The following is a 23,754-nucleotide window of genomic DNA, read 5'->3' as shown; positions in this document are numbered from 1 at the left end:
TCCCTCTCGTCGTCCTGGTCCCGCCTCACGCCCCGGCGGCGTCGCGGCGGGCACCCTTCCTGGTCTTCTCGGAGCCCTCGACGACGCTCGGGTCGGCCTCGGGGTCCTCGTCCTCGTCCCGGCCCGGCGTGCGCAGGTTCCACTTGGTGATGACGAACCGGAACAGGAAGTAGTAGATCGCCGCGTAGATCACGCCCAGCACGAGGATCAGCAGCGGCTTGGTGGCGATGTTGAAGTTGAGCAGGTAGTCGATGGCGCCCGCGGAGAAGGAGAACCCGTCGCGGATGCCCAGCGCGTTGCTGATGGCCAGCGAGGTGCCGGTGAGCACCGCGTGGATCAGGTACAGCGGCCACGCCACGAACATGAACGCGAACTCCAGCGGCTCGGTGACGCCGGTGACGAAGGCGGTCAGCGCGGCCGAGCCCATGATGCCCGCGATGATCTTCTTCTGCGCCGGGCGGGCGGTGTGCACGATGGCCAGCGCCGCCGCCGGGAGGGCGAACATGAAGATCGGGAAGAAGCCGGTCTGGAAGGTGCCCGCGCTCGGGTCGCCCGCGAAGAACCGGGGGATGTCGCCGGTCTTGCCCTCGTACTCGCCGAACACCTGCCACACGAAGGTGTTCGGGATGTGGTGCAGGCCCAGCGGGATCAGCAGGCGGTTGACCGTGCCGTAGATGCCCGCGCCGATGATGGTGCTGCCCGAGACCGCCTCGCCGACCCAGGTCAGGCCCTTGTCGAACCACGGGTAGATCAGGCCCATCACCACGCCGACCAGGATCATCACGCCCGCCACCAGGATGGGCACGAACCGGCGTCCGCCGAAGAAGGCCAGGTACGGGGGCAGCTTGATGCGGTGGAACCGCTGCCACAGCACCGCGGTGAGCAGACCGACCACGATGCCGGTGAGCACCGAGTAGTTGATCAGCTCCTGCTTGGCCGGGTCCTCGGCGGTCGGGAGCACGAACGGCGACATCGCCTTGAACACGGCCTGCACGACCACGTAGCCGACCACGGCCGCGAGCGCCGTGGAGCCGTCCCCGCGCCGGGCGAACCCGATGGCGACGCCGACCGCGAACAGCAGCGGCAGGTTGGCGAACAGCGCGTCACCCGCGCCGCCGATGACGGCCGCGACCTGGTTCCAGCCCAGGCCGTCCTTGCCGAGGATGTCGGCCTGGCCGAGTCGCAGCAGCAGACCGGCCACGGGCAGCGCGGCGATCGGCAGCATGAGGCTGCGACCGAACCGCTGGAGCCCAGCCAGTCCCTTGATCTCACGACCGCCGGTCGCCTGTGGGGCGCTGGCGCTCATGGGGTACCTCCCTTGGCGGAGTACGGGCCGGAGTCCGGAGTGGTCCGGTCCAATTGCATGGTCACCTGGTAGGAATCGCCTCGGTACCACGAGGTCATGTCCTCGACCGGCCTGCCCGCGGAGCTGCTGACGCGGCGGAAGACCAGCAGCGGGCTGCCGGGGCGCACGCCCAGCAGCCGTGCCGTCCCCTGGTCCGCGCCCTCGGCCCACACGGTCTGGCGGGCGTGGTCGAGCTGCACACCGTAGCTGTCGGCGATGAGGGTGTAGAGCGAGCCCGACAGGTCGTGCGCGGGCAGGTCCGGCACGACCCTCGGGTTGTACCAGCCCCGCTCCACCACCAGCGGCGCCCCGTCCGCCCTGCGCAGGCGGACCAGCAGGCACGCGGGCTCGCGCGGCGGCAGGCCGAGCGCGGTGGCCGCCGATGGCGGCGGCACCTCCTCGGCGCAGCGCAGCACCTCGGTCGCGGGGGTCAGCCCGCGCCGTCGCATGTCGTCGGTGAACGACTCCAGGTAGAGCTGGACGTCCATCCGGCGTCGGGCGGTGAACGTGCCCCGCCCCTTCGCCCTGGTCAGCAGCCCTTCGGCGACAAGCTGCCCGACCGCGGCCCGCACCGTGATCCGGGAGACCCGGTAGCGCTCGGCGAGGTCGCGCTCGGAGGGGATGGGGGAGCCGGGGGGCAGCTCCTGCTCCGCCAGGCGGCGCAGGATGTCGCGCAGCTGCACGTGCTTGGGCTTGGGCCCGTCGACGATCTCGGACCGGTTCACGCGACACCTCCCCGGTGTTCTCCCGAGCAGCCGGATTGGTACTTTCCGGTCTAGACCAGTGGGTTGCGGGGAGGATGCTCCCCGCGCCGAGCGGGTGTCAACCGCTGTTACGCGACCGTGCCCCAGCGGTGGCACCCTCTGGTGTTCCAGGTGTCGAGAGAGGACTCGGAAATGGCGGACGACAAGGCGGCGGCGATCCTCGCCGCGCTCGGCGGGGCGGACAACATCGTGGAGATCGAGCCGTGCATCACGCGCCTGCGCTGTGAGCTGGAGGACGGGTCCTTGGTGGACGAGAAGGCGCTCAAGGCGCTGGGCGCGCACGGCGTGATGCGCCAGGGCAGCGTCGTCCAGGTGGTCGTGGGCCCCGAGGCCGACACCATCGCCAGCGACATCGAGGACCTGCTGTGACGCTGAGCGTGGCCAGCCCGGTCAGCGGCCGCGTGGTGCCGCTGACCGAGGTGCCCGACCCGGTCTTCGCGCAGGCGATGGTCGGCCCCGGTGTGGCGGTGGAGCCCGACCGCACGGCGGCCGACGTGCTGTCCCCCGTGGACGGCACGGTCGTCACGCTGCACCCCCACGCGTTCGTGGTCGCCACGGCCGACGGCGCGGCCGTGCTGGTGCACCTGGGCATCGACACCGTCAAGCGCAAGGGCGAGGGCTTCACCCTGCACGTGGTGAAGGGCGAGGCGGTGCGGGCGGGCCAGCCGGTGGTGACCTGGGACCCGGCCGAGGTGGAGGCCGCCGGGTACGCGCCGATCTGCCCGGTGATCGCGCTGGACGCCTCCCCCGAGGCGCTCAGCGAGGCGGGCGCGGACTCGGTCGCGGCGGGCGAGGCCCTGTTCTCCTGGACCCGCTGAGCCCTCCGGGGCTGGTTTCTCCAAGACCCGCTGACCACTGGTTTCCCTCGACGGGGTGATCTTCCCCGCGTGGTCCCGGTTGAACGGACCGTTCAACCGGGACCACTGTTGTGCCGCTGCCGGTGATCGGACCACCGTGGACACATGGTCATCGCACTCGCCCTCACCGGTTTCCTCGCGGGCGCGCTCGGCGCCCGCGTCCTGCGGCGGCTGCGCCGCGGCGCGGACGCGCACTGGCTGTGGTGCGCCCTGCTGACCGCGCTGCTGTGGTCGCTCGCCGGTGCCCTGGACCTGCCTCCCCGGTGGTTGCCGGTGCCCCTGGCGCTGGCCTGGGTGGGTGTGGCGCTGGCGGTGGTCGACCTGCGGCACCGCAGGCTGCCGGACGCGCTGACGCTGCCCGCCTACCCGGTGGCGGCGCTGCTGCTGGTCTGGTCCGGCGCCGACCTCGGCCGCGCGCTGGCCGGGTGCGCGCTGTTCGGGGGGTTCCACCTGCTCGTGCACCTGCTGCGGCCCTCGGCGCTGGGCGGCGGCGACGCCAAGCTGGCGGGCGTGCTCGGCGCGGTCCTCGGCGCGGTGTCCTGGACCGCCCTGCCGCTGGCCGCCCTGGGCGCGGCCGCGACCACCCTGGTCCTGGCCCGCTGCCGCCGCTCCCGCCACCCGCCCGCCGACCTCCCGCACGGCCCCGGCCTGCTCGCCTCCACCTGGCTCCTCACCGTCACCTGACACCCCCGAACCGAGCGTCCGGACACCGCGAACCGAGCGTTCGAGCACTTGAGCGCCGTGAACCACCGCCCGAGCATCCGAGATCCGGGTGCCCGGACCGGTCCGCGGACCGCCCGCCGACCCCACCCGCGTCCACTGGGCGGGATCGCGGCCACCCCGACCGACCTGCGCGATCCGCACGTCGGCGCTGTGGAAGGATTCGCTGCGTGCTGCGCTGGATCACCGCTGGGGAGTCCCACGGCCCGGCCCTGGTCGCCGTGCTGGAAGGCATGGTCGCCGGGGTCGAGGTCACCACGTCGGACCTGACCGCCCAACTCGAACGACGCCGGTTGGGCTTCGGGCGGAGCCCCCGGATGGGCTTCGAGGCCGACGAGGTCGAGATCCTCGGCGGGGTGCGCCACGGGCTGACCCAGGGCGGTCCGATCGCCGTGCGCATCGGCAACACCGAGTGGCCCAAGTGGCAGAAGGTGATGTCGGCGGACCCGGTCGACCCGAGCGAGCTCAAGCCCACCGGCCGCAACGAGGCGTTGACCAGGCCCCGGCCGGGGCACGCCGACCTGCCCGGCATGCAGAAGTTCGGCTTCGACGAGGCCCGGCCGGTGCTGGAGCGCGCCAGCGCCCGCGAGACCGCGGCCCGCACGGCGCTGGGCACGGTGGCGCGGCGGTTCCTGCACCAGTTGCTGGGTGTCGAGGTGATCAGCCACGTCGTCTCCATCGGCAAGGCGGCCGTTCCGGCGGACGCGCCGCTGCCCGGTCCCGGCGACCTGGCCGCGATCGACGCCAGCCCGGTGCGCGCCTTCCACCCGGAGGGGACCGCGGCGATGGTGGCCGAGGTCGAGGCGGTCAAGGACGCGGGCGACACGGTCGGCGGCGTGATCGAGGTGATCGCCTACGGGCTGCCGCCGGGGCTCGGTTCGCACGTGCACTGGGACCGCAGGCTGGACGCGCGGCTGGCCGGGGCGCTGATGGGCGTCCAGGCGATGAAGGGCGTGGAGATCGGCGACGGCTTCACCACCGCGCAGCGGTGGGGCAGCCAGGCGCACGACGAGATCGACCGGGGCACCGGGCCCAAGGGCGTCACCCGGCGCTCCAACCGCGCGGGCGGGCTGGAGGGCGGCATCACCAACGGCGAGCCGCTGCGGGTGCGGGTCGCCATGAAGCCGATCTCGACCGTGCCGCGAGCGCTGTCCACGGTGGACGTCCGCACGGGCGAGCCCGCCGTGGCCATCCACCAGCGCTCCGACGTGTGCGCGGTGCCGCGCGCGGGGGTGGTGCTGGAGTCGGTGGTGGCGCTGGTGCTGGCCGAGGCGGCGCTGGAGAAGTTCGGCGGCGACTCGATCGCCGAGACCAAGCGCAACGCGGCCGCCTACCTGGAGGCGCTGGAAGCGCGCTGGGAGGGGCTGTGAGCCCGCGGTGGGTCGTGCTGGGCCCGCCCGGCGCGGGCAAGACGACCGTCGGCAGGTTGTTGGCCGAGCGGGTCGGCGTGGCGTTCCGGGACACCGACGACGACGTCGTGGCCGCGGCGGGCAAGCCGATCTCGGACATCTTCACCGACGACGGCGAGGCCGCCTTCCGGGCGATGGAGGAGGCGGCGGTCGCCGAGGCGCTGGAGTCGCACGACGGCGTGCTGGCGCTGGGCGGCGGTGCCGTGCTGTCGGCCACCACCCGGCGCAGGCTGGCCGGGCACACCGTGGTCTTCCTCGGCGTCGGCATGGCCGAGGGGGTGCGGCGCACCGGGCTGTCCAGCGCGCGCCCGCTGCTGGCCGGGGTGAACCCGAGGGCGACGTTCAAGGCGCTGCTGGACGCGCGGCTGCCGTTGTACCGCGAGGTGGCGACCGTCGAGGTGGCCACCGACGACCTGACGCCCGAGCAGGTGGTCGACGCGGTGCTGGCCGCGACCGGCTGACCGCGGCGGGCTGACCGCGGCGGGCTGACCGCGGACTGACCGCGGCGGGCTGGCCGGGTCCTCGACGCGCCCGTGTCCGGCGTGGTCGACCGTCCACACCGGTCGGGACGGCGCGTGACCCGCGCGCGTCCACCGCGCGTGGTCGAATGGGAAGTCGAGGAAGGGGAGTGGTGATGGGCGAGCCGGTGCGCATCCGCGTGGCCGCGGAGCGGCCGTACGAGGTGCTGGTGGGTCGCGGCCTGCTCGGCGACCTGGTGGAGGTCCTGCGGGGCACCGCCAAGGTGGCGATCGTGCACCAGCCCACGCTGGCCGAGACCGCCGAGGCGGTCCGCGAGGAGCTGGCCGCGGCGGGCTGCGACGCGCACCGCGTCGAGGTCCCCGACGCCGAGGACGGCAAGGACCTGCGGGTCGCGGGCTACTGCTGGGACGTGTTCGGCCGCATCGGCCTCGGCCGCACCGACGCCGTGGTGGGCCTGGGCGGGGGAGCGGTGACCGACCTGGCCGGTTTCGTCGCCTCCACCTGGATGCGCGGGGTGAAGCTGGTCAACGTGCCGACCACGCTGCTGGGCATGGTCGACGCCGCGATCGGCGGCAAGACCGGCATCAACACCGACGCGGGCAAGAACCTGGTCGGCACCTTCTACGAGCCCGCCGCGGTGCTGGTCGACCTGGCCACGCTGGAGACGCTGCCGCGCAACGAGCTGGTCGCGGGCATGGCCGAGGTGGTCAAGGGCGGTTTCATCGCCGACCCGGTGATCCTGGACCTGATCGAGGCCGACCCGGCCGCCGCGGTCGACCCCACCGGCGAGGTCATCGGCGAGCTGGTGCGCCGCAAGATCCAGGTCAAGGCGGACGTGGTGTCCAGCGACCTGCGCGAGTCGGACCTGCGGGAGATCCTCAACTACGGGCACACCCTGGGGCACGCCGTCGAGCGTCGCGAGCGCTACCGCTGGCGGCACGGCGCGGCGGTCAGCGTCGGCCTGGTCTTCGCCGCCGAACTGGCCCGCCTGGCGGGCAGGCTGGACGACGCGACCGCCGACCGGCACCGCGCCATCCTGACCTCCTTGGGCCTGCCGACCAGCTACGACGCCGACGCGCTCCCGCAGCTGCTGGAGGGGATGCGCTCGGACAAGAAGACCCGTTCGGGCGTGCTGCGCTTCGTGGTGCTCGACGGGCTGGCCAAGCCGGGCAGGCTGGAGGGGCCCGATCCGTCGCTGGTCGCCGCCGCCTACTCCGCCGTGGCCGCCGAGGCCAGGCCCGGCGGCAGCGTGCTGCTGTGAGGGTGCGCTTACCCGAGGGCACCGGATGACCCACGGGCAGCTGCACCACGTCGAGCTGTGGGTGCCCGACCTGCCGCGCGCCGAGGCCAGCATCGGCTGGCTGCTGGGGCGGCTGGGCTGGACCGAGTTCCAGCGCTGGCGCGACGGGGTGAGCTGGCGGCTGGGCGCCACCTACCTCGTGGTGGAGCACTCGCCCGCCCTCGACGCCCACCACCGGCGGCAGACCGGCCTCAACCACCTGGCCTTCCACGTCGGCGGCAGGCGGCGGGTGGACGAGCTGGTCGCCGCCGCGCCGCGGCACGGCTGGTCGCTGCTGTTCGCCGACCGGCACCCGCACGCGGGCGGGCCGGAGCACTACGCGGGCTACCTGGAGAACGCCGACGGTTTCGAAGTGGAACTCGTGGCGACACCGTCCGGTGGGCCAAGTTCACCCGACCAGGAGTGGTGATCACTACACTGAACCGCGGACCGGGCGGCGAACGTACTCCGGTCGTGTGAGCACGTCACCTCGGAGGAGACCAGCCCGGCATGGCCACACCGAACCGGGGAGCGGCACGCCTGCTCGGCGGAGCGCTCGTCGCGGCCTCCCTCGCGGCGTGCGCGCCCAGCGCGGCCGATCCCAGGCCCGAACCCGCGCCGTCCAGCTCGGCGGAACAGCCCGCGAGCAGCACCAAGCGGGCCGCCGCCGCGCCCACCGAGCCGGTCGCCCTGGCCACCGACCGGCTCCGGCAGAGCCCCGGCGTGGTCGCGGCGGGCGACCAGGCGCCCTACAACTACGGCCCGACCCTGCTGGCCGAGGGCGGCGGGCTGCGCATGTGGTGGTGCAGCCAGCTCAGCCACGCCCAGCCGCCCGGTGACGACCTGCTGCACGCGCAGAGCCCTTCGCCGGACGGCCCGTTCGGCGCCCCGGACGGCAGCCCCGCCACGCCCGTGCTCAGCGGCAACCCCGGCAGTTTCGACGGCGTGCACACCTGCGACCCGTCCGTGCTGCACGTGGGCGACACGTACTACCTGTACTACACCGGTGCGGCGGGCGACCACGCGCACGGCAACGCCATCGGCGTCGCGACCAGCCCCGACGGCGTGTCGTGGACCCGCGCGGCGGGCGGCGCGCCGATCGTCAGCCCCTCCTACGACACGCCCAGGGACAACAACACCTACGGCGCGGGCCAGCCCGCCGCCCTGTACCTGGACGGCTGGTTCTACCTGATGTTCACCGACACCACCGGCAAGGCGGCCGGGTGGAACGGCGCGGGCCAGTTCGTGCTGCGCTCCAAGGACCCCACCTTCGCCTCGGGGGTGCAGTCGCTGGGCCTCAAGGGCTTCTTCCCGGTGGCGGACACCCGCGCCACGCGCACCCGCTCGGTGGTGGACGCCTTCAGCGCCGACTGGATGTGGATCGCCGCGCTGGACGCCTTCGCCATCGCCCACGAGACCGAGCACGGCACCTCCATCACGTTCTGGAACAGGGAGTTCAGCCGCAACCCGCACCCGCAGGTGCACATCCCCGGTCCGTGGCGGGAGGGCCCCGGCCTGGTCCGCACGGCCAGCGGGCACGCCCCGGTCTCGGCCGAGGACCCGTGCGGCCGGATCGCGCTGGACGTGGTCCGGGCGACCACGGACGGCGGCACGGGCGCGCCTTCGGACCTGGCCCACTTCGGCCTGGACCTGGTGGGCGCGCCGGGCTGTCGCACGGGCGCGTCGGCCAGGGTGCTCGACGGCTACGCGGTGCCCTCGCCGGAGAACACCGTCGACCTGGTCGTCGGCGGGGAGGTGGTGCGGGTGGAGCGCCGCTCGGTGGCCGACCGGCTGGCCGCCAAGGTGCTCGACCGCAGGCCGGAGGGCGTGGACGAGCTGCCGGTGGCGGCCCGCGTGCCCGCCGGGGCGAAGGCGGTCCGCGCCCCGGACGGCCGGGTCGGCCTGCTGGCCGAGGACGAGGAGCTGTGGCTGGTTCCCCCGGAGGTGGTCGAGCTCAACTCCTCGGAGGTCACCCCGGTGTCCCAGAGCAAGTGGGACTCCTACGCCGATGGCGGCGACCTGCGCCGCTGACCCGCGCCGCTCACCAGCGCCGCTGACCTGCGCCGCTGACCTGGGCAACCGGCAGGCGTCACCGGTCGGCGCGCGGCTGCGGCAGGGCGCGGCCGAGAGCGGCGCCCAGGCCGCCGGTGCCCATCACCACCAGGGCGGTGAACGCCGCGCCGCCGGTCAGCGCCGGGCCGAGGGACTCCACCCCGGTCTGGTCGACCAGCAGCGCCGCGCCGAGCACGCCCAGCACTCCGGCCAGCGGCCCCGCCACCAGGCCGGAGCGGAACCACACCAGTCCGGCCTCCGCCAGCCCGCGCCAGGCGTCCAGCCCGCCCCACAGCAGGCCGACGGCCACGACCAGGGCCAGCGCGATGTAGCGGACCGACGACGCCTCGGGGCTGTGCACGGCCACCGCCGCGGTGCCGGTCTGCACGCCGCCGTGCAACAACCCCGTCCAGCACCCCCGGACCAGCCACGTTCGCATGGTCCCAGCCTAAGTCGCGCCGGTCGCCCGCTCCGACCGTGAGTGACGCGGTCGGGTAGTGGTCAGCTGCCCCCACGGGGAGGTCGGGTGGTACTTGCTGACGCGCTTGGGTGGGGGCAGCGCGCGGACGGGCGTTCTAGGCTGCCCGTATGCCGTACTCCTCGCGCCGTGCCACGCTGCGTGCCACGCTCCGGGACCGGGAGCTGGACGCGCTGCTGGTGACCAACCTGCTCAACATCCGCTACCTGACCGGCTTCACCGGGTCCAACGCCGCGCTGCTGGTGCGCGCCGAGTCCGACGGGGCCTCGGTGTTCTGCACCGACGGCCGCTACCTCACCCAGGCCGCCGAGCAGGTGCCGGACCTGGAGCGGGTGGTGGAGCGGCCGTGCGACGTGGCGATGGCGCAGCGGGCGGCCAAGGACGGGGCGCGCCGGATCGGCTTCGAGAGCGGCCACGTCACCGTGGACGCCCTGGACGCGCTGACCGAGGCCGCCGGGTCCGCCGAGCTGGTGCGCGCGCCCGGCCTGGTCGAGCAGCTGCGGCTGGTCAAGGACGAGGCCGAGGTCGACGCGCTGCGGATGGCGTGCGCGGCGGCGGACCGGGCGCTGGCGACGCTGGTCGAGCACGGCGGGCTGCGCGAGGGCCGCACCGAGCGGGAGATCGCCCGCGAGCTGGAGGCCCTGATGCTCGACCACGGCGCGAGCGGGCCCAGCTTCGAGACGATCGTGGCCACCGGGGCGAACTCGGCGGTGCCGCACCACCGGCCCACCGACGCGGTGGTGCGCGCGGGCGACTTCGTGAAGCTGGACTTCGGCGCGCTGGTCGACGGCTACCACTCGGACATGACCCGCACCCTGGTGGTGGGCAAGGCCGCGGACTGGCAGCGCGAGCTGTACGAGCTGGTGGCCGCCGCGCAGGCGGCGGGCCGGGCGGCGCTGGTGGTGGGCACGCCGGTGTCCGAGGTGGACGCCGCGGCCAGGTCGGTGATCGAGCGGGCGGGCTACGGCGAGCAGTTCCTGCACGGCCTCGGCCACGGCGTGGGCCTGCAGATCCACGAGGCTCCGGCGCTGTCCAAGGTCGGTGGCGGTACACTTCTGCCCGGTATGGCGGTCACCGTCGAGCCCGGCGTCTACCTGGCCGGGAAGGGTGGTGTTCGCATCGAGGACACGCTCGTGGTGCGCGCAGGCGCCCCGGAGCTCCTCACCCTGACCACGAAAGAGCTCGTGGTCGTCTGACGCAGGATGTCCGTCGGTCCCGCCGACGTCGCCCCCAACCACTCAACAGGAGAGTCCACCACCGTGGCCACCACCAACGACCTGAAGAACGGCCTGGTGCTGAACCTCGACGGCCAGCTCTGGACCGTCACCGCGTTCCAGCACGTCAAGCCGGGCAAGGGTGGCGCCTTCGTGCGCACCACGTTGAAGCACGTCCTGACCGGCAAGGTCGTGGACAAGACCTTCAACGCGGGTACCAAGGTCGACACGGCGACCGTGGACAAGCGCAGCATGACCTTCCTGTACAAGGACGGCGCCGACTTCATCTTCATGGACAGCGACACCTACGACCAGATCCCGGTGCCCGCGGAGACGGTCGGCGACGCCGCGAACTACATGCTGGAGAACCAGGAGGCCGTGGTCGCCACGCACGAGGGCGTCCCGCTGTACGTGGAGCTGCCGACCTCGGTCGAGCTGGTCATCCAGCACACCGACCCCGGCCTGCAGGGCGACCGCTCCACCGGCGGCACCAAGCCCGCCACCCTGGAGACCGGCGCGGAGATCCAGGTCCCGCTGTTCGTCACCACCGGCGAGAAGATCAAGGTCGACACCCGCGACGGCCGCTACCTCGGCCGCGTGAACGGCTGACATGGGCGCACGCAGCAAGGCCCGGAAACGCGCCGTGGACGTCCTGTACGAGGCGGACCTGCGGGGCGTGGACGCGGTGACCCTGCTCGCCGAGCGGGTGGGCTCCACCGACGTGCCGCCGGTCAACGACTACACCGTCGGGCTGGTCGAGGGCGTCACGGCGCACCGCGCCCGCATCGACGACCTGATCTCCGAGCACTCCGAGGGCTGGACCCTGCAGCGGATGCCCGCGGTGGACCGCGCGGTGCTGCGGGTCGGCCTGTACGAGCTGCTGTGGGCCGCCGACGTGCCCGACGCGGTGGCCATCGACGAGGCGGTGGAGCTGGCCAAGGGCCTGTCCACCGACGACTCGCCGAGGTTCGTCAACGGCGTGCTCGGCCGCATCGCGGTCATCGCCGACCAGCTCAGGGCCGTGCTGTAGGCCGATTCGCGGTACCGCTCCAGGGCCACTTCCCCTCGGGGAAGTGGCCCTGGTCGCGTCAGTCCTCCTTGGCGGGCCTGGCCTCGGGGGGCAGCACGCCCCAGTCGATGAGCTGCTCGGTCAGCTCGCCGGGGGTCATGTCGTAGATGATGGCCAGCGACCGCAGGTCCTCGGTGCGGATGGACAGCACCTTGCCGTTGTAGTCGCCGCGCTGGCTCTGGATGGTGGCCGCGTACCTGGCCAGCGGCCCCACCTTCTCGGCGGGCAGCTGTTGCAGCCGCTCCAGGTTGATCACGATCTTGGTGGCGGGCTCGGCGCCCGAGGGAACCCGGCCCTCGGGGAGCAGCTCGGCCACCGGGACGCCGTAGAAGTCGGCCAGCTCGGCGAGCTTCTGCACGGTCACGGCGCGGTCGCCGCGCTCGTACGAGCCGACCACCACGGCCTTCCAGCGGCCGCCGGACTTCTGCTCGACGCCGTGCAGTGAGAGGCCCTGCTGCTGGCGGATCGCGCGGAGCTTGGCCCCCAGCGCCTTGGCGTAGTCGCCCATGTGGCGGTTCTCCGTTCATTCGCCCCGTCGGCCGGTAGGGGACTGGCGCGGGGAGGCTTAGATCAATACGCAGAGTAATGATTGCTCTCCGTGGTCACCAGGTCAAGCTGATCTCGGTCCGACAGGTGGGCGAGACCACGCTCACCACCCGGAAGACTGACCGCCATCGCCTGATACCGTGCAGGTCAGCCCGGTCGCATCCGGGTGTCCGACGTCCTTTAAGGACCCGTCCAGCGAGGCGGGGAAGGAGGTCCAGCCGTGGCGCCACGTCAACGTGGCGCGACGGACCCGGCCGGTGAGCGCGAGCTCCTGTCGGCCGGCGACGTCGCGCGCACCGTCGCCCGAATGGCCCATCAGATCATCGAGAAGACCGCCCTTGATGCACCCAGCGCACCCGAAGTAGTCCTGATGGGGATTCCGAGTCGGGGTGCCCCGCTGGCCCGCAGGCTGGCCGCCCGGATCGCCGAGTTCAGCGGCGTCGAGGTGGCCGTCGGCACCCTGGACGTGACCCTCTACCGCGACGACCTGCGCCGCGGCCCGACCCGTCCGCTGGAGGCCACCTCGCTGCCCGAGGGCGGCGTGGACGACCGGCTGGTGGTGCTGGTCGACGACGTGCTGTTCTCCGGCCGCACGGTCCGGGCGGCGCTGGACGCCCTGCGCGACCACGGCCGCCCGCGCTCGGTGCAGCTGGCCGTGCTGGTCGACCGGGGCCACCGCGAGCTGCCCATCCGGGCCGACTACGTGGGCAAGAACGTGCCGACCGCGCGCTCGGAGGACGTGGCCGTGCTGCTGGAGGAGTTCGACGGGCGCGACGGGGTGGTGCTGCGGTGAGGCACCTGCTGTCCACCGAGGGCATCGACCCGGCCCAGGCGACCGCGATCCTGGACACCGCGGCCAACCTCAAGCGGGCGCTGCTGGGCCGGGAGGTCCGCAAGCTGCCGACGCTGCGGGGCCGGACCGTGATCACGATGTTCTACGAGAACTCCACCCGCACCCGCGTGTCGTTCGAGATCGCGGGCAAGTGGATGAGCGCGGACGTGGTGAACGTCTCAGCGGGCGGCTCCAGCGTCGGCAAGGGCGAGTCGCTGCGCGACACCGCGCTGACCCTGGCCGCGGCGGGCGCGGACTGCGTCATCGTGCGGCACCCGGCCTCGGGCGCGGCGCACCGGCTGGCGGGCTGGCTGCGCGAGGCGGGCACGTCGGTGGTCAACGCGGGCGACGGGATGCACGAGCACCCCACCCAGGCCCTGCTGGACGCGGCCACGCTGCGGGAGCGCCTCGGCGAGGACCTCACCGGCCGCCGGGTCGCGATCGTCGGCGACGTGCTGCACAGCCGCGTGGCCCGCTCCAACGTGCACCTGCTGACCGCGCTGGGCGCGGAGGTGACGCTGGTCGCCCCGCCGACCCTGCTGCCCGCGGGCGTGGCGGACTGGCCGGTGTCCGTCTCGCACGACCTGGACGCCGAGCTGCCCAGCCACGACGCCGTGATGCTGCTGCGGGTGCAGGCCGAGCGGATGCACGGTGGCTTCTTCCCGTCGTCCCGCGAGTACTCCATCGCCTACGGCCTCAACGAGCGGCGACTGGGCCTGCTGCCCGAGCACGCCGTGGTGCTGCACCCCGGCCCGATGCTGCGCGGCATGGAGATCGCCTCGGCGGTCGCCGACTCGCCGCGCGCCGCAATCACCGACCAGGTGCGCAACGGCGTGCACGTGCGCATGGCCGTGCTGTACCACCTGCTTGCCCACGAGGAGGAGAGTTCGTGAGCCCCTTGCTGATCAGGGGAGTCCGGCCCTACGGCGAGGGCGACCCGGTGGATGTGCTGGTCCGCGACGGCGTCATCGCCGCGATCGGCTCCCCCGAGGACGGCGGCGCAGAGGACGGCGGCGCGGAGGTGCTCGACGGCAGCGGCGCGGTGCTGCTGCCCGGTTTCGTCGACCTGCACACCCACCTGCGGGAACCGGGGCGCGAGGACACCGAGACCATCGCCACCGGCTCGGCCGCCGCGGCGCTGGGCGGCTACACGGCGGTCTTCGCGATGGCCAACACCGACCCGGTGGCCGACAACGCCGTGGTGGTCGAGCACGTGCGGCGGCGCGGCCAGGAGGTCGGTCTGGTCGACGTGCACCCGGTCGGCGCGGTGACCGTCGGCCTGGGCGGGAGCAAGCTCGCCGAGCTGGGCACCATGGCCAAGGCGGGCGTGCGGGTCTTCTCCGACGACGGCGTGTGCGTGCACGACCCGCTGCTCATGCGGCGCGCGCTGGAGTACAGCAAGGCCCTGGACGTGGTGATCGCCCAGCACGCCGAGGAGCCGAAGCTGACCGTCGGCGCGCAGGCGCACGAGGGGGAGCGGGCGTCCCGGCTGGGGCTGGCGGGCTGGCCCGCCGCCGCCGAGGAGTCGATCGTGGCGCGCGACTGCCTGCTGGCGCTGCACGCCGACGCGCGGCTGCACGTCTGCCACGTCTCCACCGCGGGCACCGCGGACGTGCTCAGGTGGGCCAAGGCGCGCGGCACGCGGGTCTCCGCCGAGGTCACCCCGCACCACCTGCTGCTGACCGACGAGCGGCTGGCCACCTACGACCCGGTGAACAAGGTCAACCCGCCGCTGCGCACCGAGGACGACGCCCTGGCGCTGCGCCGCGCGCTGGCCGAGGGCGTGATCGACTGCGTGGCCACCGACCACGCGCCGCACGCCGTGCAGGACAAGGACTGCGAGTGGTCGGCGGCCCGGCCGGGGATGCTGGGCCTGCAGACCGCGCTGTCGGTGGTGGTCGCGACCATGGTGGAGACCGGGCTGCTGGACTGGCGCGGGGTGGCCCGCGTGCTGTCCGAGCGGCCCGCCGAGATCGCGGGCCTGGCCGACCAGGGCCGCCCGATCGCGGTGGGCGAGCCCGCCAACCTGGTGCTGGTGGACCCGGACGCCCGGTGGACCGTGCGCGGCGCGGACTTCGCCAGCATCGCCGCGAACACGCCCTTCGAGGGCATGGAGCTGCCCGGCGCGGTGGTGGCGACGCTGCTGCGCGGGCGCGTGACCGCGCGGACGGGAAGGATTCCCGCATGACCCGCCTGCTGCTCACCCTCGCCGTGCTGGCGTTGTTCCTGCTCTGCCTGTACGGCATGTGGCGGGGCTGGCAGCGCCGCGCCCGCCGCCAGGCCGAGGCGCTGCCCGCGTTCCCGTCGCCACCCGCCGATCCCGGTGTGGCCACGATGGAGACCACGGGCGTATACGTCGGCACGACGATCGGCGACGACTGGCAGGACAGGGTGGCCGTCGGCGACATCGGCCACCGCGCCGAGGCGGTGCTGAGGCTGACCGAGCGCGGTGTGCTGGTGGACCGGACCGGGGCGAGCCCGCTGTGGATCCCCGCGGAGGACGTGCGCGGGGCGCGCACCGCGCGGGGGCTGGCGGGCAAGGTGATGGCCGCGGACGGCCTGCTGGTCGTCCGCTGGCAGCTCGGGGAGCAGGTGTTCGACACCGGCTTCCGGGGTGACGACAAGGACGTGTACGAGCAGTGGGTGAACGCGCTGAACGCGGGAGGACGGGCATGACGAACGCGGCACTGGTACTGGAGGACGGCCGCGTCTTCCGCGGCGAGGCTTACGGCGCGACCGGCGCCGCGCTGGGCGAGGTGGTGTTCTCCACCGGCATGACCGGCTACCAGGAGACCCTGACCGACCCCTCCTACCACCGCCAGATCGTGGTGCAGACCGCGCCGCAGATCGGCAACACCGGTTGGAACGACGAGGACGACGAGTCGGGCCGGATCTGGGTCGCCGGGTACGTGGTGCGCGACCCCGCGCGGGTGCCGTCGAACTGGCGCTCCCGGCGCGGCCTCGACGAGGAGCTGGTGCGCCAGGGCGTGGTGGGCATCTCCGGGCTGGACACCCGGATGCTGACCCGCCACCTGCGCGAGCGCGGCGCGATGCGCGCGGGCGTGTTCTCCGGCGACGAGCTGGGCACCGACGAGGAGATGCTGGCCCGCGTGCGGTCGGCGCCGGAGATGACCGGCGCGGACCTGGCGGGCGACGTGACCACCGCCGAGCCGTACGTGGTGCCCGCGATCGGCGAGCGCCGGTTCCGGGTGGCCGCGCTGGACCTGGGCATCAAGTCCAACACCCCGCGGATGATGGCCGCGCGCGGCATCGAGGTGCACGTGCTGCCGCTGTCGTCCTCGGTGGAGCAGGTGCTGGAGCTCGAACCGGACGGGGTGTTCCTGTCCAACGGGCCGGGCGACCCGGCCACCCAGGCGCACGCGGTCGAGCTGACCCGCGGCGTGCTGGACCGGCGGGTGCCGCTGTTCGGCATCTGCTTCGGCAACCAGATCCTGGGCCGGGCGCTGGGCCGGGAGACCTACAAGATGCGCTACGGCCACCGCGGCATCAACATCCCGGTGATCGACGTGGCCACCGGCAAGGTGGCGATCACCTCGCAGAACCACGGCTTCGCCCTGGAGGGCGAGCCGGGGGAGGAGTTCGTCTCCGACTTCGGCCGCGTGCAGCTGAGCCACTTCTGCCCCAACGACGGCACGGTGGAGGGCGTGCGGGCGCTGGACGTGCCCGCCTTCAGCGTGCAGTACCACCCGGAGGCGGCGGCCGGTCCGCACGACGCCGCGCCGCTGTTCGACGAGTTCGTGACGATGATGGACGAGGGTCGCTGATGCCGAAGAGGACTGATCTCAAGCACGTGCTGGTCATCGGCTCCGGCCCGATCGTCATCGGTCAGGCGTGCGAGTTCGACTACTCGGGCACCCAGGCGTGCCGGGTGCTGCGCGAGGAGGGCATCCGGGTCTCCCTGGTCAACTCCAACCCGGCCACGATCATGACCGACCCGGAGTTCGCCGACGCCACCTACGTCGAGCCGATCACCCCGGAGTTCGTGGAGAAGGTGATCGCCGCCGAGCGGCCCGACGCGGTGCTGGCCACCCTGGGCGGCCAGACCGCGCTGAACACCGCCATCGCGCTGCACGAGCGCGGGGTGCTGGAGAAGTACGACGTCGAGCTGATCGGCGCGGACGTCGACGCCATCCAGCGCGGCGAGGACCGGCAGATGTTCAAGGACATCGTGCGCAAGATCGGCGCGGAGGTGCCGCGCAGCGCGGTGTGCCGGTCGATGGCCGAGGTCCGCGAGACCGTGGCGGAGCTGGGCCTGCCGGTGGTGATCCGGCCCTCGTTCACCATGGGCGGGCTGGGCTCGGGCATGGCGCACACCGAGGAGGAGCTGGAGCGGCTGGCCGCCACCGGCCTGGCCGAGTCCCCGGTGACCGAGGTGCTGATCGAGGAGAGCGTGCTCGGCTGGAAGGAGTACGAGCTCGAACTCATGCGCGACCGCAACGACAACGTCGTGGTCGTGTGCTCGATCGAGAACATCGACCCGATGGGCGTGCACACCGGCGACTCGGTGACCGTGGCCCCGGCGATGACCCTGACCGACCGCGAGTACCAGCACATGCGCGACGTGGGCATCGCGGTCATCCGCGAGGTCGGCGTGGACACCGGCGGCTGCAACATCCAGTTCGCGATCAACCCGGACAACGGGCGCATGGTCGTGATCGAGATGAACCCGCGGGTGTCGCGCTCCTCGGCGCTGGCGTCGAAGGCGACCGGCTTCCCGATCGCCAAGATCGCCGCGAAGCTGGCCATCGGCTACACCCTGGACGAGATCCGCAACGACATCACCGGCGAGACCCCGGCCAGCTTCGAGCCGACGCTGGACTACGTCGTGGTCAAGGTGCCGCGGTTCGCCTTCGAGAAGTTCCCCGGCGCGGACCCGACGCTGACCACGACGATGAAGTCGGTGGGCGAGGCGATGGCCATCGGCCGCAGCTTCATCGAGGCGATGGGCAAGGCGCTGCGCTCGATGGAGACCAAGGCGGGCGGCTTCTGGACCCGTCCCGACCCCGACGTGACGCTGGAGTCCACGCTGGACGCGCTGGGCACCGGTCACGACGGCAGGCTGTACACGGTGGACCGCGCGCTGCGCCTGGGCGCGACGGTGGAGCAGGTGTCGCGGGCCTCCGGCATCGACCCGTGGTTCGTCGAGCAGCTGGCCTGGCTGGTGGAGCTGCGCGCCGAGCTGGAGTCCGCACCGGTGCTGGACGAGCGCCTGCTGCGCAAGGCCAAGCGGGCGGGCCTGTCCGACCGGCAGATCGCCGCGCTGCGGCCCGAACTGGCCGGTGAGGACGGCGTGCGGGCGCTGCGGCACCGGTTGGGCGTGCGGCCGGTGTTCAAGACCGTGGACACCTGCGCGGCCGAGTTCGCCGCCCGGACCCCCTACCACTACTCGGCCTACGAGCTGGACCCGAACGCGGAGTCCGAGGTCACCGAGCAGCGGGAGCGGCCCAAGGTGCTGATCCTGGGCTCGGGTCCGAACCGGATCGGCCAGGGCATCGAGTTCGACTACTCGTGCGTGCACGCGGCCATGGCGCTGCGCGCGGCCGGGTACGAGACGGTGATGGTCAACTGCAACCCGGAGACCGTCTCCACCGACTACGACACCTCCGACCGGCTCTACTTCGAGCCGCTGACCTTCGAGGACGTGCTGGAGGTCGTGCACTCCGAGCGGGCCTCCGGCGAGGTCGCGGGCGTGGTGGTGCAGCTGGGCGGGCAGACCCCGCTGGGCCTGGCGCAGCGGCTGGCCGACGCGGGCGTGCCCGTGGTGGGCACCCCGCCCGAGGCGATCAACCTGGCCGAGGACCGCGGCGCGTTCGGCGAGGTGCTCACCCGCGCCGGGCTGCCCGCGCCCCAGTACGGCACGGCCACCTCCTTCGACGCCGCCAAGGCCATCGCCGACCGGATCGGCTACCCGGTGCTGGTGCGCCCCTCCTACGTGCTGGGCGGGCGCGGCATGGAGATCGTCTACGACGAGGAGTCGCTGCGCGGCTACATCCAGCGCGCCACCGAGGTCAGCCCGGAGCACCCGGTGCTGGTCGACCGGTTCCTCGACGACGCCATCGAGATCGACGTGGACGCCCTGTTCGACGGCGAGGAGGTCTTCGTCGGCGGGGTGATGGAGCACATCGAGGAAGCGGGCGTGCACTCCGGCGACTCGGCCTGCGCGCTGCCGCCGATCACCCTGGGCGAGAGCGACATCGACAACGTCCGCCGCTCCACGCTGGCCATCGCCCGCGGCATCGGCGTGCGCGGCCTGCTCAACGTCCAGTACGCGCTCAAGGACGACGTGCTCTACGTGCTGGAGGCCAACCCGCGCGCCTCGCGCACCGTGCCGTTCGTGTCCAAGGCGACCGCGGTGCCGCTGGCCAAGGCCGCCGCGCGGATCATGCTCGGCGCGACCGTGGCCGACCTGCGCGCGGAGGGGATGCTGCCCGCCACCGGCGACGGCGCGAAGCTGCCCGCGCACGCCCCGGTGGCGGTCAAGGAGGCGGTGCTGCCCTTCCACCGCTTCCGCACCCCCGAGGGCAAGGGCGTGGACTCGCTGCTGGGCCCGGAGATGAAGTCCACCGGCGAGGTCATGGGCATCGACGTGTCCTTCGGCACCGCCTTCGCCAAGTCCCAGGCCGCCTCCTACGGCTCGCTGCCCACTTCGGGCAGGGTGTTCGTCTCGGTGGCCAACCGGGACAAGCGGGCGATGATCTTCCCCGTCAAGCGGCTGGCCGACCTCGGCTTCGAGGTGCTGGCCACCACCGGCACCGCCGAGGTGCTGCGCCGCAACGGCATCCCGTGCACCGTGGTGCGCAAGCACTTCGAGGGCGAGGGGAACATCGTCGACGCCATCCTGGCGGGCGACGTGGACATGATCATCAACACCCCGTACGGCAACAGCGGGCCGAGGGTGGACGGCTACGAGATCCGCACCGCGGCGGTGGCCAGGGACATCCCGTGCGTCACCACGATCCAGGGCGCGGCGGCGGCCGTGCACGGCATCGAGGCGGCCATCCGAGGCGACATCGGCGTGCGGCCGCTGCAGGCCCTCCAGGCCGCGCTGCGGGGTGACCGGTGAGGTTCGGCGAGCGGCTGGCCGCCGCGGTGGCCCGGCGCGGGCCGCTGTGCGTGGGCATCGACCCGCACCCCGGCCTGCTGGCGTCCTGGGGGCTGCCCCAGGACGCCTCCGGGCTGGAGCGGTTCGCGCTGACCTGCGTCGAGGCGTTCGGCGACGAGGTGGCGGTGGTCAAGCCCCAGTCGGCGTTCTTCGAGGCCCACGGGTCCAGGGGGGTGGCCGTGCTGGAGCGCGTGCTGGCCGGGCTGCGGGACGCGGGCGCGCTGGTGCTGCTGGACGCCAAGCGCGGCGACATCGGCTCCACCATGGCCGCCTACGCCGCCGCCTACCTGGCCGACGGCTCGCCGCTGGCGGCCGACGCGGTGACCCTGTCGCCCTACCTGGGCTTCGGCTCGCTGGCGCCCGCCCTGGAGGCCGCCGCGGCAGGCGGCCGGGGCGTGTTCGTGCTCGCCGCGACCTCCAACCCGGAGGGGGCGTCGGTGCAGCGCGCCGAGGGTGCGGACGGGCGCAGCGTGGCGCAGGCGGTGGTGGACGAGGCGGCCCGCGCCAACGCGGGCGCCCACCCGCAGGGCGACGTGGGCCTGGTGGTCGGCGCGACGCTGGCCGAGCTGGGCCTGGACCTGTCCGCGCTCAACGGCCCGGTGCTCGCGCCGGGCTTCGGCGCGCAGGGCGCCACGGTGGCCGACCTGCGCGCCCTGTTCGGTCCTGACCTGCGCGGAGTGCTCCCCACCTCGTCCCGCGACGTGCTCCGGCACGGCCCCGACACCGCCTCCCTGCGGTCCGCGGCGCGCCGGGTGCGCGACTCGCTGGCGCTGTGATCGCGGTCAAATCGCGACACGCTGCGCGTGGTCCGCTCACCTGCGCAAACGCTGCCTGGTACGGTCCTCCCCACCGACTGGTCCATGATCTGCCGAACGCATACCACACCGGTGGTGTGCACAGCGTTACCGGTGGCGGTGACGAACCGGTCGGTGGGTGTTGGTACTACTACCACCCGCCGCACCACCGAGACGCTGTGAAGATTTACCTGACTGGGTGACAACGGACCCGTGTTGTACTCAGGCAATTGCGCTCGGTACGGTCGCGGCACCGATCCAGAATTGAAATTCCCACACCACGGAGGAAATCGTGGCCCTTCCCCAGCTTACCGAGGAGCAGCGGGCCGCAGCGCTGGTGAAGGCTGCTGCCGCTCGTCGCGCTCGGGCTGAGCTCAAGGAGCGCCTCAAGCGTGGCGGCACGACTCTGACGGACGTGCTGAAGGCCGCCGAGAGCGACGAGGTCCTTGGCAAGATGAAGGTGTCCAACCTGCTCGAGGCGCTTCCCGGCGTCGGCAAGGTGCGTGCGCAGCAGATCATGGAGCGGCTGGAGATCGCTCCGAGCCGTCGGCTGCGCGGCCTGGGTGAGCGGCAGCGCAAGGCGCTGCTCACCGAGTTCAGCGCCGAGTGAGTGGTGGCACCGAGGCGGGGCCGGGCGCACGCGCCCGGTCCCGCCTCACCGTCCTGTCCGGTCCCTCCGGCGTCGGCAAGTCCAGCGTGCTGGCCGAGCTGCGCCGGATGGCACCGCGAGTGCACTTCAGCGTCTCGGTGACCACCCGGAAGCCGAGGCCGGGCGAGGTCGACGGGGTCCACTACCACTTCGTGGACGCGCCGACCTTCCACCGGATGGCCGCCGGCGGCGAGCTGCTGGAGCACGCCGAGTTCGCGGGCAACTGCTACGGCACCCCCAGGGCGCCGGTCGAGCGGGCGCTGGCCGCGGGCCTGCCGTCGCTGCTGGAGATCGAGTTGCAGGGGGCCCGCCAGGTCCGGGCCGCGATGCCCGAGGCCCAGCTGGTGATGCTGGCCCCGCCCTCCTGGGAGGACCTGGTGCGCAGGCTGACCGGCCGGGGCACCGAGGACCCGGAGGTGGTCGCCCGCAGGCTGGCCATCGCCAAGCAGGAGCTGGCCGCCGAGCCGGAGTTCGACGAGGTCGTGGTGAACGCCGACGTTCGGTCCGCCGCCACCCGATTGCTAGACTTGGTGGTCGGCCCGGTGCCCGGCGCGTGAGCAGCGCGCGCCGAGCGGCACGGGACGACCCCAGCCGACACACCAACCGCAGGAGCGTTGACGAGTGACCACGCACACCGAGCTGGGCCCGCTGGCGGGTTCCCCGGAGGGCATCACCAACCCGCCGATCGACGACCTCCTGGAGCAGGTCAGCTCGAAGTACGCGCTGGTGATCTACGCGGCCAAGCGGGCGCGCCAGATCAACGACTACTACGCCCAGCTCGGCGAGGGGCTGCTGGAGTACGTCGGCCCGCTGGTCGAGCCGGGCCCGCGCGAGAAGCCGCTGTCGATCGCGCTGCGGGAGATCCACGCGGGTCTGCTCGAGCACACCGAGGGCGAGTGACCGAGACCCCGGATGCCCCCGCGCGACCCCGCGTGATCCTCGGGGTGGGTGGGGGCATCGCCGCGTACAAGGCCTGCGAGGTGCTGCGCAGGCTCACCGAGTCGGGTCACGACGTGCGCGTGGTGCCGACGGCGGGCGCGCTGGAGTTCGTCGGCGCGGCCACGTTCGAGGCGCTGTCCGGGCAGCCGGTGCGCACCGGCGTGTTCACCGACGTGCCCGAGGTGCCCCACGTCAAGCTCGGGCAGGGCGCGGACCTGGTGGTGGTGGCCCCGGCCACGGCGAACCTGCTGGCCAAGGCCGCCCACGGGCTGGCCGACGACCTGCTGACCAACACCCTGCTGACCGCGCGCTGCCCGGTACTGCTGGTGCCCGCGATGCACACCGAGATGTGGGAGCACCCGGCCACCCGTGACAACGTGGCGCTGCTGCGCTCCCGCGGCGTGGTCGTGGCCGAGCCCGCCAGCGGCAGGCTGACCGGCAAGGACACCGGCAAGGGCAGGCTGCCCGACCCGGCCGAGATCGTGGAGCTGTCCCGGTTGCTGCTGGAGCGCGCCGACGCGCTGCCGCGCGACCTGGAGGGCGTGCGCGTCGCGGTGTCGGCGGGCGGCACCCGCGAACCGCTGGACCCGGTGCGCTACCTGGGCAACCGCTCGTCGGGCAGGCAGGGCTTCGCGCTGGCGCGGGTGGCCGCCCAGCGCGGCGCGCGGGTGACGCTGGTCGCCGCGCACACCGCCGACCTGGGCACGCCCGCGGGCGTCGACCTGGTGCGCGTGGGCACCGCGGAGCAGTTGCGCGAGGCCATGCACGCGGCGGCCGCCGAGGCCGACGTGGTGGTGATGGCCGCCGCGGTGGCGGACTTCCGGCCGGTGGCACCGGCCGAGCACAAGATCAAGAAGAGCGACCGCGATCCCGACCCGGTCGCGCTGACCCGCAACCCCGACATCCTGGCCGAGCTGGTCGCCGCGCGGCGCCCCGGCCAGGTGGTGGTGGGTTTCGCCGCGGAGACCGGCGACGCCGAGGCGGGCGTGCTGGAGCACGGGCGGGCCAAGCTCAAGCGCAAGGGCTGCGACTGGCTGGTGGTCAACGCCGTCGGCGACGGCCGCGCGTTCGAGGTGGAGGACAACGCGGGCTGGCTGCTGTCGGCCGGGGGTTCGGAAACGCCCATCCCGCACGGGTCGAAGGCCCACCTGGCGTCCGCATTGTGGGACGCAGTCGTCCGTACTAGTAATTTCTGAGGTATCGC

At 73.2% G+C, this 23,754-nt stretch carries 26 protein-coding genes; 22 read left to right on the top strand and 4 right to left on the bottom strand.

All coding sequences use genetic code 11. From position 1 onward, the window contains the following. Window positions 1–25: 25 nt before the first annotated feature. Window positions 26–1,306 carry a PTS transporter subunit EIIC gene (locus IEZ00_RS19430; RefSeq protein ID WP_189224706.1) on the bottom strand — a complete coding sequence of 427 codons (1,281 nt, stop codon included), beginning with the start codon at window positions 1,304–1,306 and terminating at the stop codon, window positions 26–28. Next, the gene (locus IEZ00_RS19425; protein ID WP_189224705.1) at window positions 1,303–2,070 is read right to left on the bottom strand and encodes a GntR family transcriptional regulator; all 768 of its coding nucleotides are present in this window, start codon (window positions 2,068–2,070) and stop codon (window positions 1,303–1,305) included. The genes IEZ00_RS19430 and IEZ00_RS19425 overlap by 4 nt, the downstream gene beginning before the upstream one ends. A 171-nt stretch (window positions 2,071–2,241) precedes the next feature. On the opposite strand from IEZ00_RS19425, the gene IEZ00_RS19420 reads away from it, so the two are divergent. The 8 genes from IEZ00_RS19420 to IEZ00_RS19385 all read left to right on the top strand — a co-directional run bounded on the left by IEZ00_RS19420 (window position 2,242) and on the right by IEZ00_RS19385 (window position 8,885). After that, entirely contained in the window at window positions 2,242–2,478 is a 237-nt protein-coding gene (locus IEZ00_RS19420) for a PTS sugar transporter subunit IIB (protein ID WP_189224704.1), read from the top strand. Then, complete coding sequence (locus tag IEZ00_RS19415) at window positions 2,475–2,927, top strand: PTS sugar transporter subunit IIA (RefSeq protein WP_189224703.1); 453 nt, start codon at window positions 2,475–2,477, stop codon at window positions 2,925–2,927. Before IEZ00_RS19420 ends, IEZ00_RS19415 begins: the two co-directional genes overlap by 4 nt. A 144-nt stretch (window positions 2,928–3,071) precedes the next feature. Beyond that, entirely contained in the window at window positions 3,072–3,650 is a 579-nt protein-coding gene (locus IEZ00_RS19410; RefSeq protein ID WP_189224702.1) for a prepilin peptidase, read from the top strand. Window positions 3,651–3,856: 206 nt separating this feature from the next. Beyond that, window positions 3,857–5,056 carry a chorismate synthase gene (aroC, locus tag IEZ00_RS19405; RefSeq protein WP_189224701.1) on the top strand — a complete coding sequence of 400 codons (1,200 nt, stop codon included), beginning with the start codon at window positions 3,857–3,859 and terminating at the stop codon, window positions 5,054–5,056. Continuing rightward, on the top strand, window positions 5,053–5,556 hold the full coding sequence (locus IEZ00_RS19400) for a shikimate kinase (RefSeq protein ID WP_189224700.1): 504 nt from the start codon (window positions 5,053–5,055) through the stop codon (window positions 5,554–5,556). The genes aroC and IEZ00_RS19400 overlap by 4 nt, the downstream gene beginning before the upstream one ends. Before the next feature lie 173 nt (window positions 5,557–5,729). After that, on the top strand, window positions 5,730–6,836 hold the full coding sequence (gene aroB / locus IEZ00_RS19395; protein WP_189224699.1) for a 3-dehydroquinate synthase: 1,107 nt from the start codon (window positions 5,730–5,732) through the stop codon (window positions 6,834–6,836). 25 nt (window positions 6,837–6,861) lie between these two features. Beyond that, on the top strand, window positions 6,862–7,284 hold the full coding sequence (locus tag IEZ00_RS19390; RefSeq protein WP_189224698.1) for a VOC family protein: 423 nt from the start codon (window positions 6,862–6,864) through the stop codon (window positions 7,282–7,284). An 80-nt stretch (window positions 7,285–7,364) separates the two neighbouring features. Beyond that, window positions 7,365–8,885 carry a glycoside hydrolase family protein gene (locus tag IEZ00_RS19385; protein ID WP_189224697.1) on the top strand — a complete coding sequence of 507 codons (1,521 nt, stop codon included), beginning with the start codon at window positions 7,365–7,367 and terminating at the stop codon, window positions 8,883–8,885. Between the two features lie 58 nt (window positions 8,886–8,943). On the opposite strand, the gene IEZ00_RS19380 is transcribed toward IEZ00_RS19385, so the two are convergent. Continuing rightward, window positions 8,944–9,345 (bottom strand): hypothetical protein, encoded by a 402-nt coding sequence (locus IEZ00_RS19380; RefSeq protein ID WP_189224696.1) that lies wholly within the window; start codon window positions 9,343–9,345, stop codon window positions 8,944–8,946. Between the two features lie 149 nt (window positions 9,346–9,494). Here IEZ00_RS19380 and IEZ00_RS19375 point away from each other — a divergent pair, with 149 nt between their 5' ends. The 3 genes from IEZ00_RS19375 to nusB all read left to right on the top strand — a co-directional run bounded on the left by IEZ00_RS19375 (window position 9,495) and on the right by nusB (window position 11,628). Further along, the gene (locus tag IEZ00_RS19375) at window positions 9,495–10,580 is read left to right on the top strand and encodes a M24 family metallopeptidase (protein ID WP_189224695.1); all 1,086 of its coding nucleotides are present in this window, start codon (window positions 9,495–9,497) and stop codon (window positions 10,578–10,580) included. 63 nt (window positions 10,581–10,643) lie between these two features. Further along, window positions 10,644–11,207, top strand: a complete 564-nt coding sequence (gene efp, locus IEZ00_RS19370) for an elongation factor P (RefSeq protein WP_189224694.1) — start codon at window positions 10,644–10,646, stop codon at window positions 11,205–11,207. 1 nt (window position 11,208) lies between these two features. Beyond that, window positions 11,209–11,628 carry a transcription antitermination factor NusB gene (nusB, locus tag IEZ00_RS19365; protein ID WP_189224693.1) on the top strand — a complete coding sequence of 140 codons (420 nt, stop codon included), beginning with the start codon at window positions 11,209–11,211 and terminating at the stop codon, window positions 11,626–11,628. Window positions 11,629–11,686: 58 nt separating this feature from the next. Here the strand turns inward: nusB and bldD are convergent, their stop codons facing one another. Continuing rightward, window positions 11,687–12,175 (bottom strand): transcriptional regulator BldD, encoded by a 489-nt coding sequence (gene bldD, locus IEZ00_RS19360; RefSeq protein ID WP_015103676.1) that lies wholly within the window; start codon window positions 12,173–12,175, stop codon window positions 11,687–11,689. A 258-nt stretch (window positions 12,176–12,433) separates the two neighbouring features. Here bldD and pyrR point away from each other — a divergent pair, with 258 nt between their 5' ends. The 11 genes from pyrR to coaBC all read left to right on the top strand — a co-directional run bounded on the left by pyrR (window position 12,434) and on the right by coaBC (window position 23,746). Continuing rightward, on the top strand, window positions 12,434–13,006 hold the full coding sequence (pyrR, locus tag IEZ00_RS19355; protein WP_189224692.1) for a bifunctional pyr operon transcriptional regulator/uracil phosphoribosyltransferase PyrR: 573 nt from the start codon (window positions 12,434–12,436) through the stop codon (window positions 13,004–13,006). After that, complete coding sequence (locus tag IEZ00_RS19350; RefSeq protein ID WP_189224691.1) at window positions 13,003–13,938, top strand: aspartate carbamoyltransferase catalytic subunit; 936 nt, start codon at window positions 13,003–13,005, stop codon at window positions 13,936–13,938. The genes pyrR and IEZ00_RS19350 overlap by 4 nt, the downstream gene beginning before the upstream one ends. Continuing rightward, a complete protein-coding gene (locus IEZ00_RS19345) occupies window positions 13,935–15,233 on the top strand; it encodes a dihydroorotase (RefSeq protein WP_189224690.1) in 1,299 nt (432 codons plus the stop codon). Before IEZ00_RS19350 ends, IEZ00_RS19345 begins: the two co-directional genes overlap by 4 nt. Beyond that, window positions 15,230–15,721, top strand: coding sequence for a PH-like domain-containing protein (locus tag IEZ00_RS19340; RefSeq protein WP_189224689.1), 492 nt, complete (start codon window positions 15,230–15,232; stop codon window positions 15,719–15,721). The genes IEZ00_RS19345 and IEZ00_RS19340 overlap by 4 nt, the downstream gene beginning before the upstream one ends. Next, complete coding sequence (gene carA / locus IEZ00_RS19335; protein WP_189224688.1) at window positions 15,718–16,830, top strand: glutamine-hydrolyzing carbamoyl-phosphate synthase small subunit; 1,113 nt, start codon at window positions 15,718–15,720, stop codon at window positions 16,828–16,830. The genes IEZ00_RS19340 and carA overlap by 4 nt, the downstream gene beginning before the upstream one ends. Further along, window positions 16,830–20,129, top strand: coding sequence for a carbamoyl-phosphate synthase large subunit (carB, locus tag IEZ00_RS19330; RefSeq protein ID WP_189224687.1), 3,300 nt, complete (start codon window positions 16,830–16,832; stop codon window positions 20,127–20,129). Before carA ends, carB begins: the two co-directional genes overlap by 1 nt. Then, complete coding sequence (gene pyrF, locus IEZ00_RS19325) at window positions 20,126–20,944, top strand: orotidine-5'-phosphate decarboxylase (protein WP_189224686.1); 819 nt, start codon at window positions 20,126–20,128, stop codon at window positions 20,942–20,944. The genes carB and pyrF overlap by 4 nt, the downstream gene beginning before the upstream one ends. Before the next feature lie 310 nt (window positions 20,945–21,254). Further along, window positions 21,255–21,572 (top strand): integration host factor, actinobacterial type, encoded by a 318-nt coding sequence (gene mihF / locus IEZ00_RS19320; protein ID WP_189224685.1) that lies wholly within the window; start codon window positions 21,255–21,257, stop codon window positions 21,570–21,572. Next, window positions 21,569–22,168, top strand: a complete 600-nt coding sequence (gene gmk / locus IEZ00_RS19315; RefSeq protein WP_189224684.1) for a guanylate kinase — start codon at window positions 21,569–21,571, stop codon at window positions 22,166–22,168. The genes mihF and gmk overlap by 4 nt, the downstream gene beginning before the upstream one ends. A 64-nt stretch (window positions 22,169–22,232) precedes the next feature. Further along, a complete protein-coding gene (rpoZ, locus tag IEZ00_RS19310; protein ID WP_189224683.1) occupies window positions 22,233–22,511 on the top strand; it encodes a DNA-directed RNA polymerase subunit omega in 279 nt (92 codons plus the stop codon). Continuing rightward, window positions 22,508–23,746 (top strand): bifunctional phosphopantothenoylcysteine decarboxylase/phosphopantothenate--cysteine ligase CoaBC, encoded by a 1,239-nt coding sequence (gene coaBC, locus IEZ00_RS19305; RefSeq protein WP_189224682.1) that lies wholly within the window; start codon window positions 22,508–22,510, stop codon window positions 23,744–23,746. Before rpoZ ends, coaBC begins: the two co-directional genes overlap by 4 nt. Window positions 23,747–23,754: the final 8 nt, after the last annotated feature.

It is taken from the genome of Saccharothrix coeruleofusca, from assembly GCF_014648515.1.
GTDB lineage: Bacteria > Actinomycetota > Actinomycetes > Mycobacteriales > Pseudonocardiaceae > Actinosynnema > Actinosynnema coeruleofuscum.
Note: the sequence above shows the minus strand (reverse complement) of the source record. Positions and strands in the feature narration are given on the sequence as shown.